Source organism: Halorussus marinus (genome assembly GCF_004765795.1).
Classification (GTDB): Archaea; Halobacteriota; Halobacteria; order Halobacteriales; family Haladaptataceae; genus Halorussus; species Halorussus marinus.
The window spans coordinates 115,843-129,602 of the sequence record NZ_SBIV01000009.1 but is presented as its reverse complement, the minus strand read 5'-3'; the positions used below and the strand labels follow the sequence as shown (position 1 = coordinate 129,602).

General features: G+C 67.0%; 13 protein-coding genes. 8 read left to right on the top strand and 5 right to left on the bottom strand.

Features of this window, described 5'->3' with window-relative positions:
* Positions 1-861, top strand: an 861-nt coding sequence (glmU, locus tag EPY72_RS16670) for a bifunctional sugar-1-phosphate nucleotidylyltransferase/acetyltransferase (protein ID WP_135807150.1), incomplete at its 5' end; no start/stop codon positions are given.
* 22 nt (positions 862-883) lie between these two features.
* Here glmU and EPY72_RS16665 read toward each other — a convergent pair.
* A complete protein-coding gene (locus tag EPY72_RS16665) occupies positions 884-1,297 on the bottom strand; it encodes a chemotaxis protein CheW (RefSeq protein WP_134672096.1) in 414 nt (137 codons plus the stop codon).
* A 110-nt stretch (positions 1,298-1,407) separates the two neighbouring features.
* Between EPY72_RS16665 and EPY72_RS16660 the strand changes: the two genes are divergently transcribed.
* From EPY72_RS16660 to EPY72_RS16635, 6 genes are all read left to right on the top strand, one after another.
* Positions 1,408-1,746 carry a helix-turn-helix domain-containing protein gene (locus EPY72_RS16660; RefSeq protein WP_168216061.1) on the top strand — a complete coding sequence of 113 codons (339 nt, stop codon included), beginning with the start codon at positions 1,408-1,410 and terminating at the stop codon, positions 1,744-1,746.
* Between the two features lie 52 nt (positions 1,747-1,798).
* On the top strand, positions 1,799-2,077 hold the full coding sequence (locus EPY72_RS16655; protein WP_135807149.1) for a DUF7521 family protein: 279 nt from the start codon (positions 1,799-1,801) through the stop codon (positions 2,075-2,077).
* Positions 2,078-2,171: 94 nt separating this feature from the next.
* The gene (locus EPY72_RS19715) at positions 2,172-2,519 is read left to right on the top strand and encodes a hypothetical protein (protein WP_210423559.1); all 348 of its coding nucleotides are present in this window, start codon (positions 2,172-2,174) and stop codon (positions 2,517-2,519) included.
* A gap of 474 nt (positions 2,520-2,993) precedes the next feature.
* A complete protein-coding gene (locus EPY72_RS16645) occupies positions 2,994-4,214 on the top strand; it encodes a HEAT repeat domain-containing protein (protein ID WP_135807148.1) in 1,221 nt (406 codons plus the stop codon).
* Between the two features lie 270 nt (positions 4,215-4,484).
* On the top strand, positions 4,485-6,344 hold the full coding sequence (locus EPY72_RS16640; RefSeq protein ID WP_244605611.1) for a methyl-accepting chemotaxis protein: 1,860 nt from the start codon (positions 4,485-4,487) through the stop codon (positions 6,342-6,344).
* A gap of 108 nt (positions 6,345-6,452) precedes the next feature.
* Positions 6,453-7,319: a CheF family chemotaxis protein gene (locus EPY72_RS16635; protein WP_134672101.1), complete on the top strand. Its 867-nt coding sequence runs from the start codon at positions 6,453-6,455 to the stop codon at positions 7,317-7,319.
* Between the two features lie 104 nt (positions 7,320-7,423).
* Here the strand turns inward: EPY72_RS16635 and EPY72_RS16630 are convergent, their stop codons facing one another.
* From EPY72_RS16630 to EPY72_RS16615, 4 genes are all read right to left on the bottom strand, one after another.
* Positions 7,424-8,368 (bottom strand): NAD-dependent epimerase/dehydratase family protein, encoded by a 945-nt coding sequence (locus EPY72_RS16630; protein WP_135807146.1) that lies wholly within the window; start codon positions 8,366-8,368, stop codon positions 7,424-7,426.
* 18 nt (positions 8,369-8,386) lie between these two features.
* Positions 8,387-9,976 carry an alkaline phosphatase family protein gene (locus tag EPY72_RS16625; protein WP_134672103.1) on the bottom strand — a complete coding sequence of 530 codons (1,590 nt, stop codon included), beginning with the start codon at positions 9,974-9,976 and terminating at the stop codon, positions 8,387-8,389.
* 163 nt (positions 9,977-10,139) lie between these two features.
* A complete protein-coding gene (locus EPY72_RS16620) occupies positions 10,140-11,606 on the bottom strand; it encodes an oligosaccharide flippase family protein (RefSeq protein WP_135807145.1) in 1,467 nt (488 codons plus the stop codon).
* A gap of 1 nt (position 11,607) precedes the next feature.
* A complete protein-coding gene (locus EPY72_RS16615) occupies positions 11,608-13,401 on the bottom strand; it encodes a hypothetical protein (RefSeq protein ID WP_135807144.1) in 1,794 nt (597 codons plus the stop codon).
* Between the two features lie 188 nt (positions 13,402-13,589).
* Here EPY72_RS16615 and EPY72_RS19565 point away from each other — a divergent pair, with 188 nt between their 5' ends.
* Positions 13,590-13,757: a DUF7331 family protein gene (locus EPY72_RS19565; protein ID WP_167599495.1), complete on the top strand. Its 168-nt coding sequence runs from the start codon at positions 13,590-13,592 to the stop codon at positions 13,755-13,757.
* Positions 13,758-13,760 lie beyond the last annotated feature (3 nt).

The following is a 13,760-nucleotide window of genomic DNA, read 5'->3' as shown; positions in this document are numbered from 1 at the left end:
TACGATCCCGGCGCCGTCGACGCGCTGTTCGCCGACGGTCCGACCATCGGCGCAGTTCGGGTCGACGACCCGTCGAACTACGGCGTGCTCTCGACCCGCGACGGGCTCGTCACCGACGTGGTCGAAAAGCCCACGGATCCGCCGACGACGCTGGCGAACGCCGGCGCGTACGCGTTCCCCGCGGAAGCGACCGCGTGGCTCGACGTCTCCGCGAGCGAGCGCGGCGAACACGAACTCACCGACGTGCTCGCGCGAGTGGTCGACGAGTACGAGGTGGGGTACGTCGAACTCGATCGGTGGCTCGACGTGGGCCGGCCGTGGGAACTGCTCGCGGCCAACGAGTGGAAACTGGGCGAGCTCGACCGCGAGCTCCGGGGCGAGGTCCACGAGGACGCCGACCTCCGGGGAGACGTGGTGGTCGAGGCGGGCGCGAGGGTCGACGCCGGGGTCGTGATCGAGGGGCCGGCGTTGATCCGAAGCGGGGCGAGCGTCGGTCCGAACGCGTACGTTCGCGGGGCGACCTTGATCGGCGAGGACGCCGAGATCGGGCACGGGGTCGAGCTCAAAAACAGCGTGGTGGGTCGGGGGACGCACGTCGCGCACCTGAGCTACGTCGGCGACAGCGTGCTGGGGCGGGACGTGAACTTCGGGGCGGGGACGAACGTGGCGAACCTGCGTCACGACGGGGAGGCGGTCGAGTTCACGGTGAAAGGCGAGCGGGTGTCGACGGGGCGCCGGAAGTTCGGGGTGGTGGCTGGCGACGGGGCCAAGACCGCGATCAACACCAGCCTGAACGCCGGGGTGAAGCTGTCGGCCGGCGCCACCACCGCGCCCGGCGAGACCCTCACTCGCGATCGGTGACCGACGTTTCCGATCGGTGACCCTATCCGTTGATCTCTTCGGGCTTGACCCAGACGACGAACCCGTCGTCCTGGCGGACGATCCCCTTGACCGAGTCGCTGTCGACGCTCTCGTCGACCGTCTCGTCGTCGAGGCTGACGACCTGATTCACGGCGTCGATGAGCCACCCGACCTCCGAGTCCTCGTCGTCGGTTTCGAGGACGATGATGCGATTGCCGGTCTCGGACTCCTCTAAGTCGAGCACCTTCTTCGGGTTGATGATGGTCGTCGTCGTCCCGCGGAGATCCATCACGCCTTCGACACGAGGATCGGAGTTCGGAAGCGGTGTCAGTTCGTCTTTGTCCACGATCTCGTCGACGTGCGCGATGTCGATGCAGTATTTTCGGTCCTCGAGCCGGAATTCGAGGACTTGCACGTCGCCCACTGTTTGGGACATAGTTGGTGTCATCCGCGGGGGTAACTTATCAGTTCCGACGCCGACACTGCGCCCCCGCTGACTGGTCTGCTACGGTATCTTTTTAACCCCCGCTTAGGAAACCGGAACTGATGGAGGCCGTGGAACTCCTTCGGGTGCTCGGCAACAAGTACAACGCCGAGATACTCAGAGCCACTAACGAGCCCAAGTCGGCCCAGGAGCTGAGCGACGAGCTCGAGATCCCGATCGCGACCAGTTACCGTCGCATCGAGGAGCTCACCGAGGCCGAACTGCTCGAACTGTCCGGCCGGGAGTTCTCGGAGGAGGGCCGCCGAACGAAGGTGTACCGCCGGAATATCGACACGCTCGAGGTCTCGTTCGAGGAGCGACAGATCGACGTCGAGGCCGAGGATCGACCCGATGAGGAGAACTCGCTCGCCGACGTCTGGCGGGACCTCAAAGCGGAATGACCGCCCAACTGACTGCATCGGCTCCGACTCCGGCCTCTCAGCACGATCACCCATGGAAACGATAGAACTGCTGTACGTCGCGTTCAGTCTCACCCTCACGCTCGCCGGGCTCTCGATGGTCGGGCTCTCGGTCCGGGCGTACAACCGGACCTCCCGGCAGGCGATGTTTCACCTCTCGGTCGGGTTCAGCCTGATCGTCGCGGCCGCGATCGGAACCACGGTGAGCGCCTTCCTCACCGACTTCCAGAACACTCGGACGCTCCTGTCGGTCAACTATCTCATCACGACCGTCGGCTACCTATTTGTCATATATAGTATAATAATTGAATAAAATTGCAAGTCCTCTGCCCATACTAAAGGGGTATAGATATCGTCAGGAACAGCCAGCTAAAGCCCGACGCTTCCGAGGAAGTCCAGCGTTCTTGATGAGACGTTCGAGCAATTCCGTCAAGCGGCCCAATACGTCGCTGACGGGATGGAACGACGACCCCACGGAAATCAAAGACACGAAGAACACGCTCCACGAACAGAGTTACGCGGACGTTCGAGAGCAAACCAGTCTCGTTCAATCTGCCCGCAACCTCGCTGCCGACGCCTTCGATACCTGCAAAGACCGCATCCTCGAAGATGGAAAGAAAGCAAGCAGGCCCGAGTTTCGAGAGGATGTCGTTGTGTACAACGAGCACCTCATCACGTACAACGACAACCACGTTACTCTCGCCACCGTTGGCGACCGCGTGACCGCCGAGTTCGTCACGTCGGAAAACAACTAAGGAACGCCGTTTGCGGAGTATTTAACGGATGACTGGGAGAAAACCGAGGCAACACTCCACAAGCGTGACGGGACGTACTTCCATCGCGTATCGAAGGCAATTGTGCAAGAAGCCGTGGAGAACGACTGCACGGCAGTTGCGTTCGAGAACCTGACGCACATCCGCGAGCACATCTCGAATGGTTCGAAGTTCCAGCCGTGGGCGTTCCGGAAATTTCAATGACACGTCGAATACAAGGCTGAAGAATACGGTATTGATGTGTATGAATTATTCGTGCACTACTACAACTGTCAGAGGACGCGTCAAACACCTGAATGAAAACGCCAGTCGAGGAGCTAATGTAGTCACCGTCTACCGCGCAACCATCCCGCAGTCGCTCTCTCAGGAGAGCGCTGTGAGCGTCTGATTCGGGATCTTCCCGTTTCCGACCGATTACCACCACGTTTTTTCTCGCCCCGCTCGGAGTGATTAGTCGTGACTTCGCTGTTCGAACTGGAGAAAACGGGGGAGACCGACGAGATCGTCTCGCTGCTGAAAAACAGCAACAACGAGGCGGTCCGTCGGCGCGCGGCCGAGATCCTCGGCGACATAGACGGCAACGAGCAGGTCGTCGAGGACGCGCTCGTGAAGGCCGTCGAAGGGGACGACAGCGATGGGGTCCGAGCGGCGGCGATCGACGCGCTCGACCAGCGCCACGCGGTCGAGCGGCTCATCGGCGCACTCTCCGACGAGGAGGTGCCCACCGATGGCGCCGAGTGGGCGCGGGCCGAAGCGCTCGTGGATCTACTGTCGGCCGACCAGCCCGAACTCCGGATGGCGGCCGCAAACGCGCTGGGGCGGCTGGGTAACCGCGCGGGGACGAAAGCGCTCATCGGGCGACTCGGCGACCCCGACACGCGGGTCCGAGCCCGGGCGGCACGGGCGATCGGACGGATCGGAGACCCACGGGCGGTTTCGGCGCTTCGGAAGGCCCTCGGCGACGAGACCGTCGACGTTCGACGGGAGGCGGCCGACTCGCTCGGGCGCATCGGGACCGAGGAGGCCCTCGACGCGCTGCTCGACCTGCTCGACGACGACAGCGAGACCGTCCGGCGGATCGCCGCCAACTCGCTGGGGAACTTCGGGAGCGCCAAACCGCTCGACGCGCTCGTCTCGCTGCTGTCCGACGACGTCGAGGCGGTCCGCCGGGCGGCGGTGTTCTCGCTCATCGAACTCCTCTCGAACGCCCCCGGCCAGCAGAGCCACCAGCTCCGCCAGCGAATGGTCGAGAAGCTGAGCGCCAACGACCACCGGAGCGTCGTCGAGTCGCTGATCGACATCCTCGAACAGGGGACCCAGGCCCACCAGCGCCGGAACGCGGCGTGGCTCCTCGGGCGCGTCACGGGCGAGGCGAACAGGGAGGCCGCGGTCGAGGCGCTGGTGTCGGTTCTGGGTGACGACGACGGCATGACCGCCCAGTTCGCGGCCACGAGCATCGCGAACGTCGGCGGCGAAGCCGCCGAAGACGCCCTGCTCGACCTGCTCGACGATCCCGAGGCCGGCGCGGACGCCCGGGCGAAGGCGGCGTTCACGCTCGGGAAGGTGGGCGGCGAGCGCTCGCGCGACAGACTCGACAGCTTGATCGACGACACCGACGACGAGCAGGTCCGAAAGCGGGCGTTCTCGGCGCTCTCGAAACTCGGCGGGAGGGCCTGATTCGCTCGCCGTCGCCGGACGAGTCAGCCCGGGATCGATCGACCGACATCGAACGGCTTGACAGGGACGTGATACTCCGTCGAGTCGCGCGGCCGAACGGGGTTATCGCGTGTGAAATTTGCGTAAAGCTTTATATCCATTTGGTGTCTCTTTCCGCCAAAGATGGTCAGGGACAGGCTCGTAAAAATTTTAACAAGATTCAGTCGGGATAGCAATCCCGCCGATCGACAGCACGATGTCACCTTCGACGGGGGAACGCAGACGTCCGCGGTGTCGGTCTCCGACACCGAGCGTATCGCCCCGGCCGATCTCGCGGACGCCTATCGTGGAACGGAAACCGACGAGGCCCTCCAGCAGTCCCAAGCGACTCACCTCGGCCGAACGGTCGAGGACCCCGGCGGCGTAATCGAAGACGCGACCGAACTGGGGCGGCGCCACGTCGAGGCGGGGGCTCCGGCGGCCGCGTTCGCGGCCACGTACGAGGCGAGCGTCTCGACGCTCGTCGAGGAGGCGTTCGAGCGGCTCGAACACCGACTCGGGGCCGACAACGAAGCGGTCGCCGCCGAGATCCAGCACGCCGAATCGGAGCTCCGGTCGGCGCTGTCGGCGACGTTCGAGGATATGGAGCGCGGTCTCGAGGCGTACGGCGCGAGGACGGCGAGCGACGCGGGGGCGGCGACTGGTGGGGCCGAGCCAGCCGACGAACTCAACGTCGACGACGACGAACTCCTCGACGGGATCGGCGTTCCGGTGTTCATGCTCGACGTCGAACGCGACGAGGTCGCGGCGTGGAACACGGCGCTCGAGGAGCTGACCGGCCGTTCCGCCGAGGAGGCGCTCGGGATGGAGCAGGTCAGCGAGGCGTTCTACCCCGACGGCCGTCGGGTCAAGACGCTGGCCGACAAGGTCGCGGCGGCGCCGGAGTCGGCCCACACGGAGTTCGATGTCGAACGGGCCGGCGGCGAGCGGACGCTCTATCGCGACGAGGGGACGATGACCGACCGTGACGGCGAGCACCGCGAGATCGAGTTCTCCGCGATGCCGCTGTACGAGGGCGACGAACTCGTCGCGGTGGTCGAAACCGTGCGCGACCGCACCGAGGACGCACGCCGCCAGCGAGGGATCGCCTCGCTGGTCGAGGAGCTCGGCGGGACTCTCTCGGCGATGGAGGCCGGGGAGCTCTCGGCGAGAGCCTCGTTCGAGGACGAGTACGGCGTGGTCGATGACTCGCTGATCGAAGTCGTCGATCAGGTCAACGCGATGGCCGAGCGGTTCGAGACGTCGGCCGAGCACGTCGGGCAGAAAGCCGACGACCTCGCGACCGAGGTCGAGAACGCGGCCGAGGCCGCCCGGGTCATCGACGATCGGGTCGACGAGCAGACCGACCAGCTGTCGGAGGTCGCGACCGAGATGGAGAACTTCTCGGCGAGCATGCAGGAGGTCGCCGCGAGCTCCGATCAGGTGGCGTCGGCGGCCGAGCAGGCGAAGGCCTCGGCGGACAGCGGGCTCGAATCGAGTCAGGGTGCCCGGGAGGCGACCGACGAGGTCATCGAGATGAGCGAGAGCCTCGTCGAGACGGTGACCGAACTCGAATCCCAGATGAACGAGATCGAGGACGTCGTCGAGGTGATCGCGGAGGTCGCCGACCAGACCAACCTCCTCGCGCTCAATGCCAACATCGAGGCCGCCCGCGCGGGCGAGGCCGGTTCGGGATTCGAAGTCGTCGCCGACGAGGTCAAGCAGTTGGCCAACGAGACCCGCGAGCACACCGAGGAGATCGCCGGCCGGATCGAGGAGATCCAGTCGCAGGCCAACGAGACTGTGGTCGCCGTCGAGGAGTCGAACGAGCAGGTCAAGCACGCCGGCAACGAGATCGAAGACGCGCTGGTCGCGCTCGAAGAGATCGCCGACGCGGTCGAGGAGGCCGCCTCCGGCGTGACCGAGGTCGCGGAGGCCAACGACGAGCAGGCGGCCAACGTCGAGCAGGTGATGGCGACGGTCGATTCGGTGCGCGATCAGACCAACGACGTCGAGTCGGCGACCGACGACATCGTCGCGGCGACCGAGGCACAGACAGACGCCATCGAGGAGCTCTCGACCCGCGTGGACGCGATGCGCGATGGCGACTGAGCCCGTTCGGCCACCCGCATGATCGAATCGCGCCACCGGAACCGACGATCCGCGACGAATCGCGGCGCCCCGCCGGCAGGCGAGACGCCGCGAGCCCGGAGATAACGCATGAGCGAAGGCGAGTACAAGATATCCGACACGCAGGGGAAGTTCCTGCAAGTGGTCAAGAAGGGCCGCAAGCTGAACGACCCCGACTGGACCAGCGGCCGCATCCTGCTGTCGAACAAGCGACTGGTGCTGGCCGGCAACGGTGGCAAGCGAACGATTCCCCTCTCGGAGGTCGACGGCCTGAAGGGGCGCTACGACGTGAATCAGGCGGTCGCGAGCGTCTCGGACTACCTGAGCGTGGAGTTCGGCGATAACGTCGTGTTGCTCGGGCCCAACACCGACATCGACGAGTTCGAGACCGACTTCTACGGCGCGCTCCTCAACCAGGAGATGATCCTGACGAAACACCCCGCGGTCGAAGGGGGCGTCGTCCAGGACACCGAGTGGGAGAAAGCCCGCATCAAGATCACCGAAGAGATGGTCAACGTCGCCATCGCGAGCGGGACGTTCGTCGGCATCGAACTCGACGACATCGGCGGCGTCGACCGGGCGGCCCGAACGGTCAAGGGCCAACAGCGGACCGTCCTCGAAGTCGAACACACGCAGGGCGACACCAGCGTCCAGACGTACATCTCGGGCGACACCCGGCGGGCAACCCTCCTGGAGTCGCTCCTCCGGAAGGGCGAGCGAAAGAACGAGGGCGGCGTCGAGCTGAACGAAGTCGAAAAAGAAGTGCTGATGGCGCTGTACTCGGGGGTATCGCCGTTCGAGATCCCGGACTTCCTCGGGATGGACGTCGACGAGGTCGAGAGCATCTTCGAGCGACTCATCGAAGTCGACGTGCTGGAGGAGGTCCGCAAGCGGCGCGAAGTGAGTTTGAAGACTCGCGGGCGTAACATCGCAAGCGAGTCCATCAACGAGAAGTGACCGACGTCGGGGAACGTGCGAACGCGTCTCTCGCGGTGCGGTCTGGTTTTCGGCTCGGAGAACGCCGACTCAGGACTCCGAGTCCGATCGGTCTCTCGACCGGGCTATCTGAGGCCCTGGGCCTCGGCTAACTCCCGGAGCCCATCCTCTAACGAGACGGTCGGCTCGTAGCCGAGCGCCTCGCGGGCCGCCGAGACGTCGGCCTCGCTGTGGCGGATGTCGCCGGGTCTGGGGTCGACGTGTTCGATGTCGGCGTCCGAGCCGGTCACCTCGATCACCGTCTCGGCGAGCTCGTTGACGGTGACGCTGGTGCCGGTCCCGACGTTGAACGGCTCGCCGACGCGGTCGGTGGTCGCCGCCAGCAGGTTCGCCCGGACCACGTCCGAGACGTGGACGAAGTCGCGGGTCTGCTCGCCGTCGCCTTCGACCGTGATCGGACCGCCGTCGCGGGCCTGCCGGAAGAACACGCTCACGACCGCGCTGTACTCGGGGTTCTGGCGCGGCCCGTAGACGTTAAAGTACCGGAGCGGGACGGCTTCGAGCCCGTAGAGGTCCCGGTAGCGCCGGGCGTAGTGGTCGATCGAGAGCTTGTCGATCCCGTACGGCGAGGTCGGCTCTTTCGGATCGCTCTCGGCGACCGGCACCGACTCGGGGTGACCGTAGATCGCGGCCGAGGAGGCGAGCACCACCCGAGCGTCCGTCTGGCGTGCGCGTTCGAGGAGTTCGACCGTGGCGTCGACGTTGATCCGGTGGCTGGCCTGCGGGCGCTCGATCGACTGCTCGACGCTGACCAGCGCGGCCTGATGGAAGACGAGATCGACCCCCGCCATCGCGTCGGCGACGGTCTCGGGGTCCCGGATATCGCCCTCGATCAGTTCGGCGCCCGCGGGGACGTTGTCGGGCGAGCCCCCCGAGAGGTCGTCGAGCACCCGCACCTCGTTGTCGGCGACCAGCGCTTCCGCGAGGTGGCTTCCGACGAACCCCGCGCCGCCGGTTATCAACACCGTTCGGTTCGACACGTCGATGTCCGGGGCTGTGGCCTCGGGCATGGGTCTGACTCCGCGCTCTTACTCCATATAGCCGAGGCCTTTGAGTCGGGACTCCACGTCCTCGAAGTCGGCCTCGACCGCTTGGGCGCTCTCTCGGTCGGCGTAGTCGCGCTCGCTCGGGCGAGTTCGCCCGGCGGCCGCGTCGGCGTCGAAGATCTCCGCGAGCACCCGGCCGTCGGCGTCCGCCGGCACCGGTTCGCCGACGCCGTGGAGCACGGTCGGGGCAACGTCGGCGACCGTGGCGCCGTCGGGGCGCGCGCCGGCCTCGATAGAGGGGCCCCACGCGAAGAAGACGCCCTCGGCCCGGTGGCTGGCGGCCATCCGACTCTCGCGGAACACCTCGTCGGTCAGCGAGTTGCCGACCAGATACCCCGCATCTTCGTCGGCCCGAACCACGAGGTCGGGGCTCTCGGGGTCGGTCTCGAACACGTCGTCGCCGTCGTAGACGTTCAACACCGGCTCGTCGGTCTTGGGATCGGTGAGGCCTTCGAGCCGGGATCGGATCTCGGCTTTGACCGCCGGGATATCGTCGGGCGCGACCACGCCCTCCTCGAAGCGCTCGGTGTCGTTGACGAATAAGTTGCCCGCGCCGTGGGTGAACGCGACCGTCTCGGAGAACTCGACGTCGTAGAGCTCGTGGGTTCCCGGGACTTGAGAGGCGAGCGAGTCGACCAGCGCGTCGGGGAGGTGGTCGTACAGCGCCCGCTCGTCGATGCCGACCGAGGAGATAGCGCCCCTGATCCGGTCTTTGGTGAGCCCGAGGCGTTCGAGCGTGCCCCGGCCAGACCCGCCCTTCCGGGTGAGATACCCCTCGCGTTCGAGGAACGTGTTGGTGTGGACGTAGGTGTCGACCGGCCCGAAGCCGTGGTCCGAGACCACGTAGAGGTTCGCGTCGCGGTCGGCGACGTAGTCGAGGACGTCCCCGAGCGCGTCGTCGAGGTCGCGGTAGTGATCGAGGAGCACCTCCTCGTCCCAGACGAGGTGCTGGAGCCGGTCGGGCGCGGTGAACACGAAGAAAAACAGCCGCCAGTCGTCGGTCTCCATCAGCAGGTCCAACAGCGCCCGGCGGGCTTCGACCAGCTCGTCGAGGTCGGCCCGAAACCCCTCGGTGTCGTCGCGGTACTCCTCCCACGACAGTCCGACGTCGTAGTCGGGGATCCGGTCGGCGATCTCCTCGGCCAGCGCGGGCGGCTGTGTGAACCCCTCGCCGATCTCGGGGGTCATCATCCCGGTGACGACTCGCCCGTCGACGTCGTCGGCGGGGTAGGTCATCGGGACGTTCGCGACCACCGCGGGCGCGAGGAGATCCCAGAGCTCGGGCCGCGAGACGTCGTTGCTCGTGTTCATCCGGTTGGTGTAGTCAGACTGGACCTCCCGGAAGGAGTAGACGCCGTGCTTGTCGGCCCACGTCCCGGTGGCGATGGTGGGCCACGCGAGCGCCGTGGTCGGGGGCATCGTGCTCTCGAGCGGTCCGGCCGCGCCCTCCGCGAGGAGGCGGCCGAAGTTCGGTAGCTCGCCGTCGTCGACCCATCCCTCGACGAGCGACCACGGGACGCCGTCGAGGCCGAGCACGAACGCTCGGTTCGGATCAGAGGTTTCCATGGACATAGTTGTGTACTGCGGGCGTCGAACCCGCCGCTCGCCGCAACCGAGGGGCGGGTCGGCCTTTGTTATGGCCCGTCTTCGGGGCCGTACGCGCGTTCTGCGGGGATTTACGCGGGGCGTACCGCCGACCCGACCGTCGGCTCGGGCGGTGTGGGGCTCGGTCGACTCACGAGAGGATGGCGGTGACCCGTCCGGGATCGACCAGCCCGCCGGCGACCGACAGCCCCGCCCAGACCGCGACTCCGAGTGCGATCGCGGCGACCACCGCGAACGCGCCCGTCGTGGCGGTCAACACGAGCGCCACCGCGACCGACATCGCGGCCGCGACCCCGACGGTCGCCGCGAGGTGGCGGACGAGCCGGCCGACCGACAGCGACAGCTCGCTGTGGATGACCCAGACGTTGACCGCGGTGTAGCCCGCGAACGTCACGACCGTCGCGGCCGCCGCGCCCGCGACGCCGTACGCCGGGATGAGAACGAGGTTGAGCAGGAAGTTCCCGACCGAGGTCAGCCCCTTCGCGTAGGCCCGCGACCGGGCCCGCCCGAGGAAATCGAGCGCGTCGCTGGTGATGAACGCGACCGCCTGGAGGACGACGTACCCAGAGAACACCTGGAGCACGGGCGCCGCTCCGACGTAGCTTTCGCCGAACACCAGCCTGATCGCGGGCTCGGCGACCAGCACGATGCCGGCCGCGGCCGGCACGTAGAACAAAAGCGTGTGTTCGAGGGCGGTCTCGTAGAGTCGGGCCGCCCGGTCGGTGTCGCCGTTGGCCTTCTCCTCGCCGTAGGTCGGCGAGAGCGTAAATCCGAGCGACGCCGCCGGGGTCTGGACGAACCCGACGATCTGTTTGGCGAGGTAGTAGTAGCCGACCGCCACCGGCGTCATGAAGTATCCGACCAGGATGGTGTCGACCCGCTTGTCGAGGACGTTCGCGCCTCGGGTCGCGGTCAGGGGCACGCTGTACCGGAGCATCCGACCGACGAGTCCGGGCTCGGGGTCGGCGGTGGCCTCGACGCCCCGGTAACACTTGGCGTACAGGAGCCCGAGCCCGAGCGCGGCCGCGAGCCCGTACCCCGCGACGTAGCCGGCCATGGCGCCGACCGCGCCGCCGACGAGGACGACCCCCGCGACCGCGAGCACGAGCCGGGCGGCCGCGCCGGTCGCCTGAACGAGCGCGCTGTAGCTCACCCGGTTGTATCCCTGGAAGACGACCTGCGAGAAGGTGAAAAGCGAGTGGACCACGATGTAGCCGGCCCCGAGCGCGAGCAGGGGTTCGATCTCGGGCTGGCCGACCAGCGACGCGATGGGGCCGCCGAACGCGAGGAACGCGCCGGCGACGACCCCCGCCGCGGCGAGTCGGAAGACCACCGCGGCCCGGAGGACGTGGGGCGCTTGTCCGGGGTCTTTCTCGCGGTACTCGGTCACGTACTTGGCGGCCGATTTGGCGATGCCGAGGTCGCCGAACAGCTGGGCGACGCCGAGCACCGCGACCGCCGAGCCGAGCAGGCCGTACTGCTCGTTAGAGAGGAGAAACCGGGTCAGAACGAGCGTCAACAGTCCGCTCGCGGCCATGTAGATGACTCGCGCGCCGAACGTCGCCTTGAGCCCGCGGGAGATGCGTTTGAGGTCCATCCTATCGCGTCCCGTTGATCAGGTACGTCTGTGCGTCGGGGTTGGCCCGCACGCGGTCGATCCCCGGCGTGGCGTCGAGCGACCGGAAGCCCGCCGCCGAGAACCGGAGTTCGCGATACACCGCCACGTCCTGTTGGCGCGTCGCGTCGGTGAACGCGAGGTACCGCTCCCCGAGGTTGGCGGCGATGTACGATCCGGTGAAGTTCTCGCCGGTGGCGTTCGTGTTCGCGTAGAGGCTCCCGGCGGTGGGCGCACGCTCTCGGCTCGCCTCGAAGCCGAGCGTGCCGTCCGCGTACCGCTCGCCGGTGCCTCTGATTCCGAAGAACGACGGGTCGCCGGCGTACTCGAACGAGTGTTCGTAGCCGGTCATCTGGGCCTGCGTGACGTGGCCCGACCCCTGATACATGTACGGAGACTGATATAGCGTCGGGACCGAGAGCGCCAGCATCACGACGAAGACCACGCCGACCGCGGCCCTCGCGGTTCCCGCCGAGAACCGGGTCGAAAGCGTTTCGATGGCCCGGGCGATCGCGAGCGCGCCCAGTATCGTCCCGAGCACCATCACGAACCCGAGCTGGCGGAAGTGGAGCCCGGCGTAGCTCACGAGCAGGAACGCCGCGAAAAGCCCCAGAAGCGGGATCAGTCCGACCCCGAAGTACCGGACGAAGGCGTTGGCGTCGGGGTCTTCGAGCCCGCCCCGGAGCCCGTCGAAGACCAGCAGTGCGGTGAGGGCGGCGAACACGAGACTCACCAGAAAGAGCTTCAGAAAGAGCACCGCGACGCTCCCGCCGATGGCAGACACCGACAGCGCCTGCGCGCCGACGTCGCCGGCTATCTCGGATCCGCTCAGTAGCATCTCGACCAGCGAGGAGGTGGCACCCGACGCTCGGTCGTGGCGGGGCGCCCACAGCAGGAACGCCGCCGCCACGAAGGCGGTCTGGAAGCCCAGAAGCTTGTGGTCGGCGGCCGGCGTCCCGAGCCACCGCGAGAGCAACTGGATTCCGAGCACCGCGCCGAACACGACCACCACGTTGGCGGCCTGCTGGGGGTGGACCAGCAGGATCGCGACCGACGCGAGCGCCGCGAGCACGCCCGTCGGGGTCCCGATCGGCAGGCCCCCGCGGTCGGCGCGGGTCACGTACCGGGCAAGCAGATACAGCACCAGCGGCAGGAACATGATGGCCTGAGAGGTCGGATGGGCCATCTCGAAGACGCTGAGGTTGTTTACGGGCAAGAAGAGAAACGACGACAGGGCCGCGACCGCGGTGGCGCGGCGGTCCCGGGTCATCGCCCACGTCGCGAGCGGGACGAAGACCACGAACACCGCGGTGAACGCCACCACCGTCACGAGCAGCGCGCGCGACAGCGCCATCCCGGTCACGTCGCCGATCATCACCGCGATCGTGTGGACCCCGGGGTAGAGAAACTCCAGTACCGAGAGCCGGCCGGCCGCGATGTCTTTCGCCCATCCGAGGTGAGTGAGCGAGTCGCCGGCGCCGTAGAAGTGGTACGACCGGATCACGGGCAGCGAGGCGATCGCGAGCGCGGTGACTCCGCCGAGGACCAGCCCGAGCCGTCGACGCCGGCCCCGTCCGGTCAGCGAGACGAACACCGACGCGACGAGACCGGCGCCCGCACCGACCCAGAACGCCGCCGGGGTCCCGGCGTAGATCGACAGCTCGTACGCCGACGGCGGCGACCGGTGGGCGATGGCCACCGCCGCGGCGAGCGACGCGAAACCGACGAGGAGTGTCACTTTCTCCCGCGTTCGGGAGGCGTGGGTGTCCGAATCCATGGTGAGAGCGGTAGGTACGTCGAACCGTGCCCGTCTCGGGGCTTTGTTATGGGGCGCCTGTAGACCGATAGGCTCCGAAAAGCGGACACGGCAGTGGGGCGAGTTTCCACACCGTGCTAATACTTATCAGTCCTCGACCCTGAGTTACTCATAGAAACCCACTAACGGGGACACAGCGAGCGAATCCAATGACCACCAAGTACGACGGCGAGAACGACCGACGGGAGAACCGCCCCGAGACCGACCGCTACGCCGCGTTCACCGACGGCGAGGGCCGGGTCGTCGTCTACGACACCCGGAACCACGCCGCGTGGCTCGAATCCGACGCCGGCGTCGAGATCGCCGAGATGGCGTAGCCG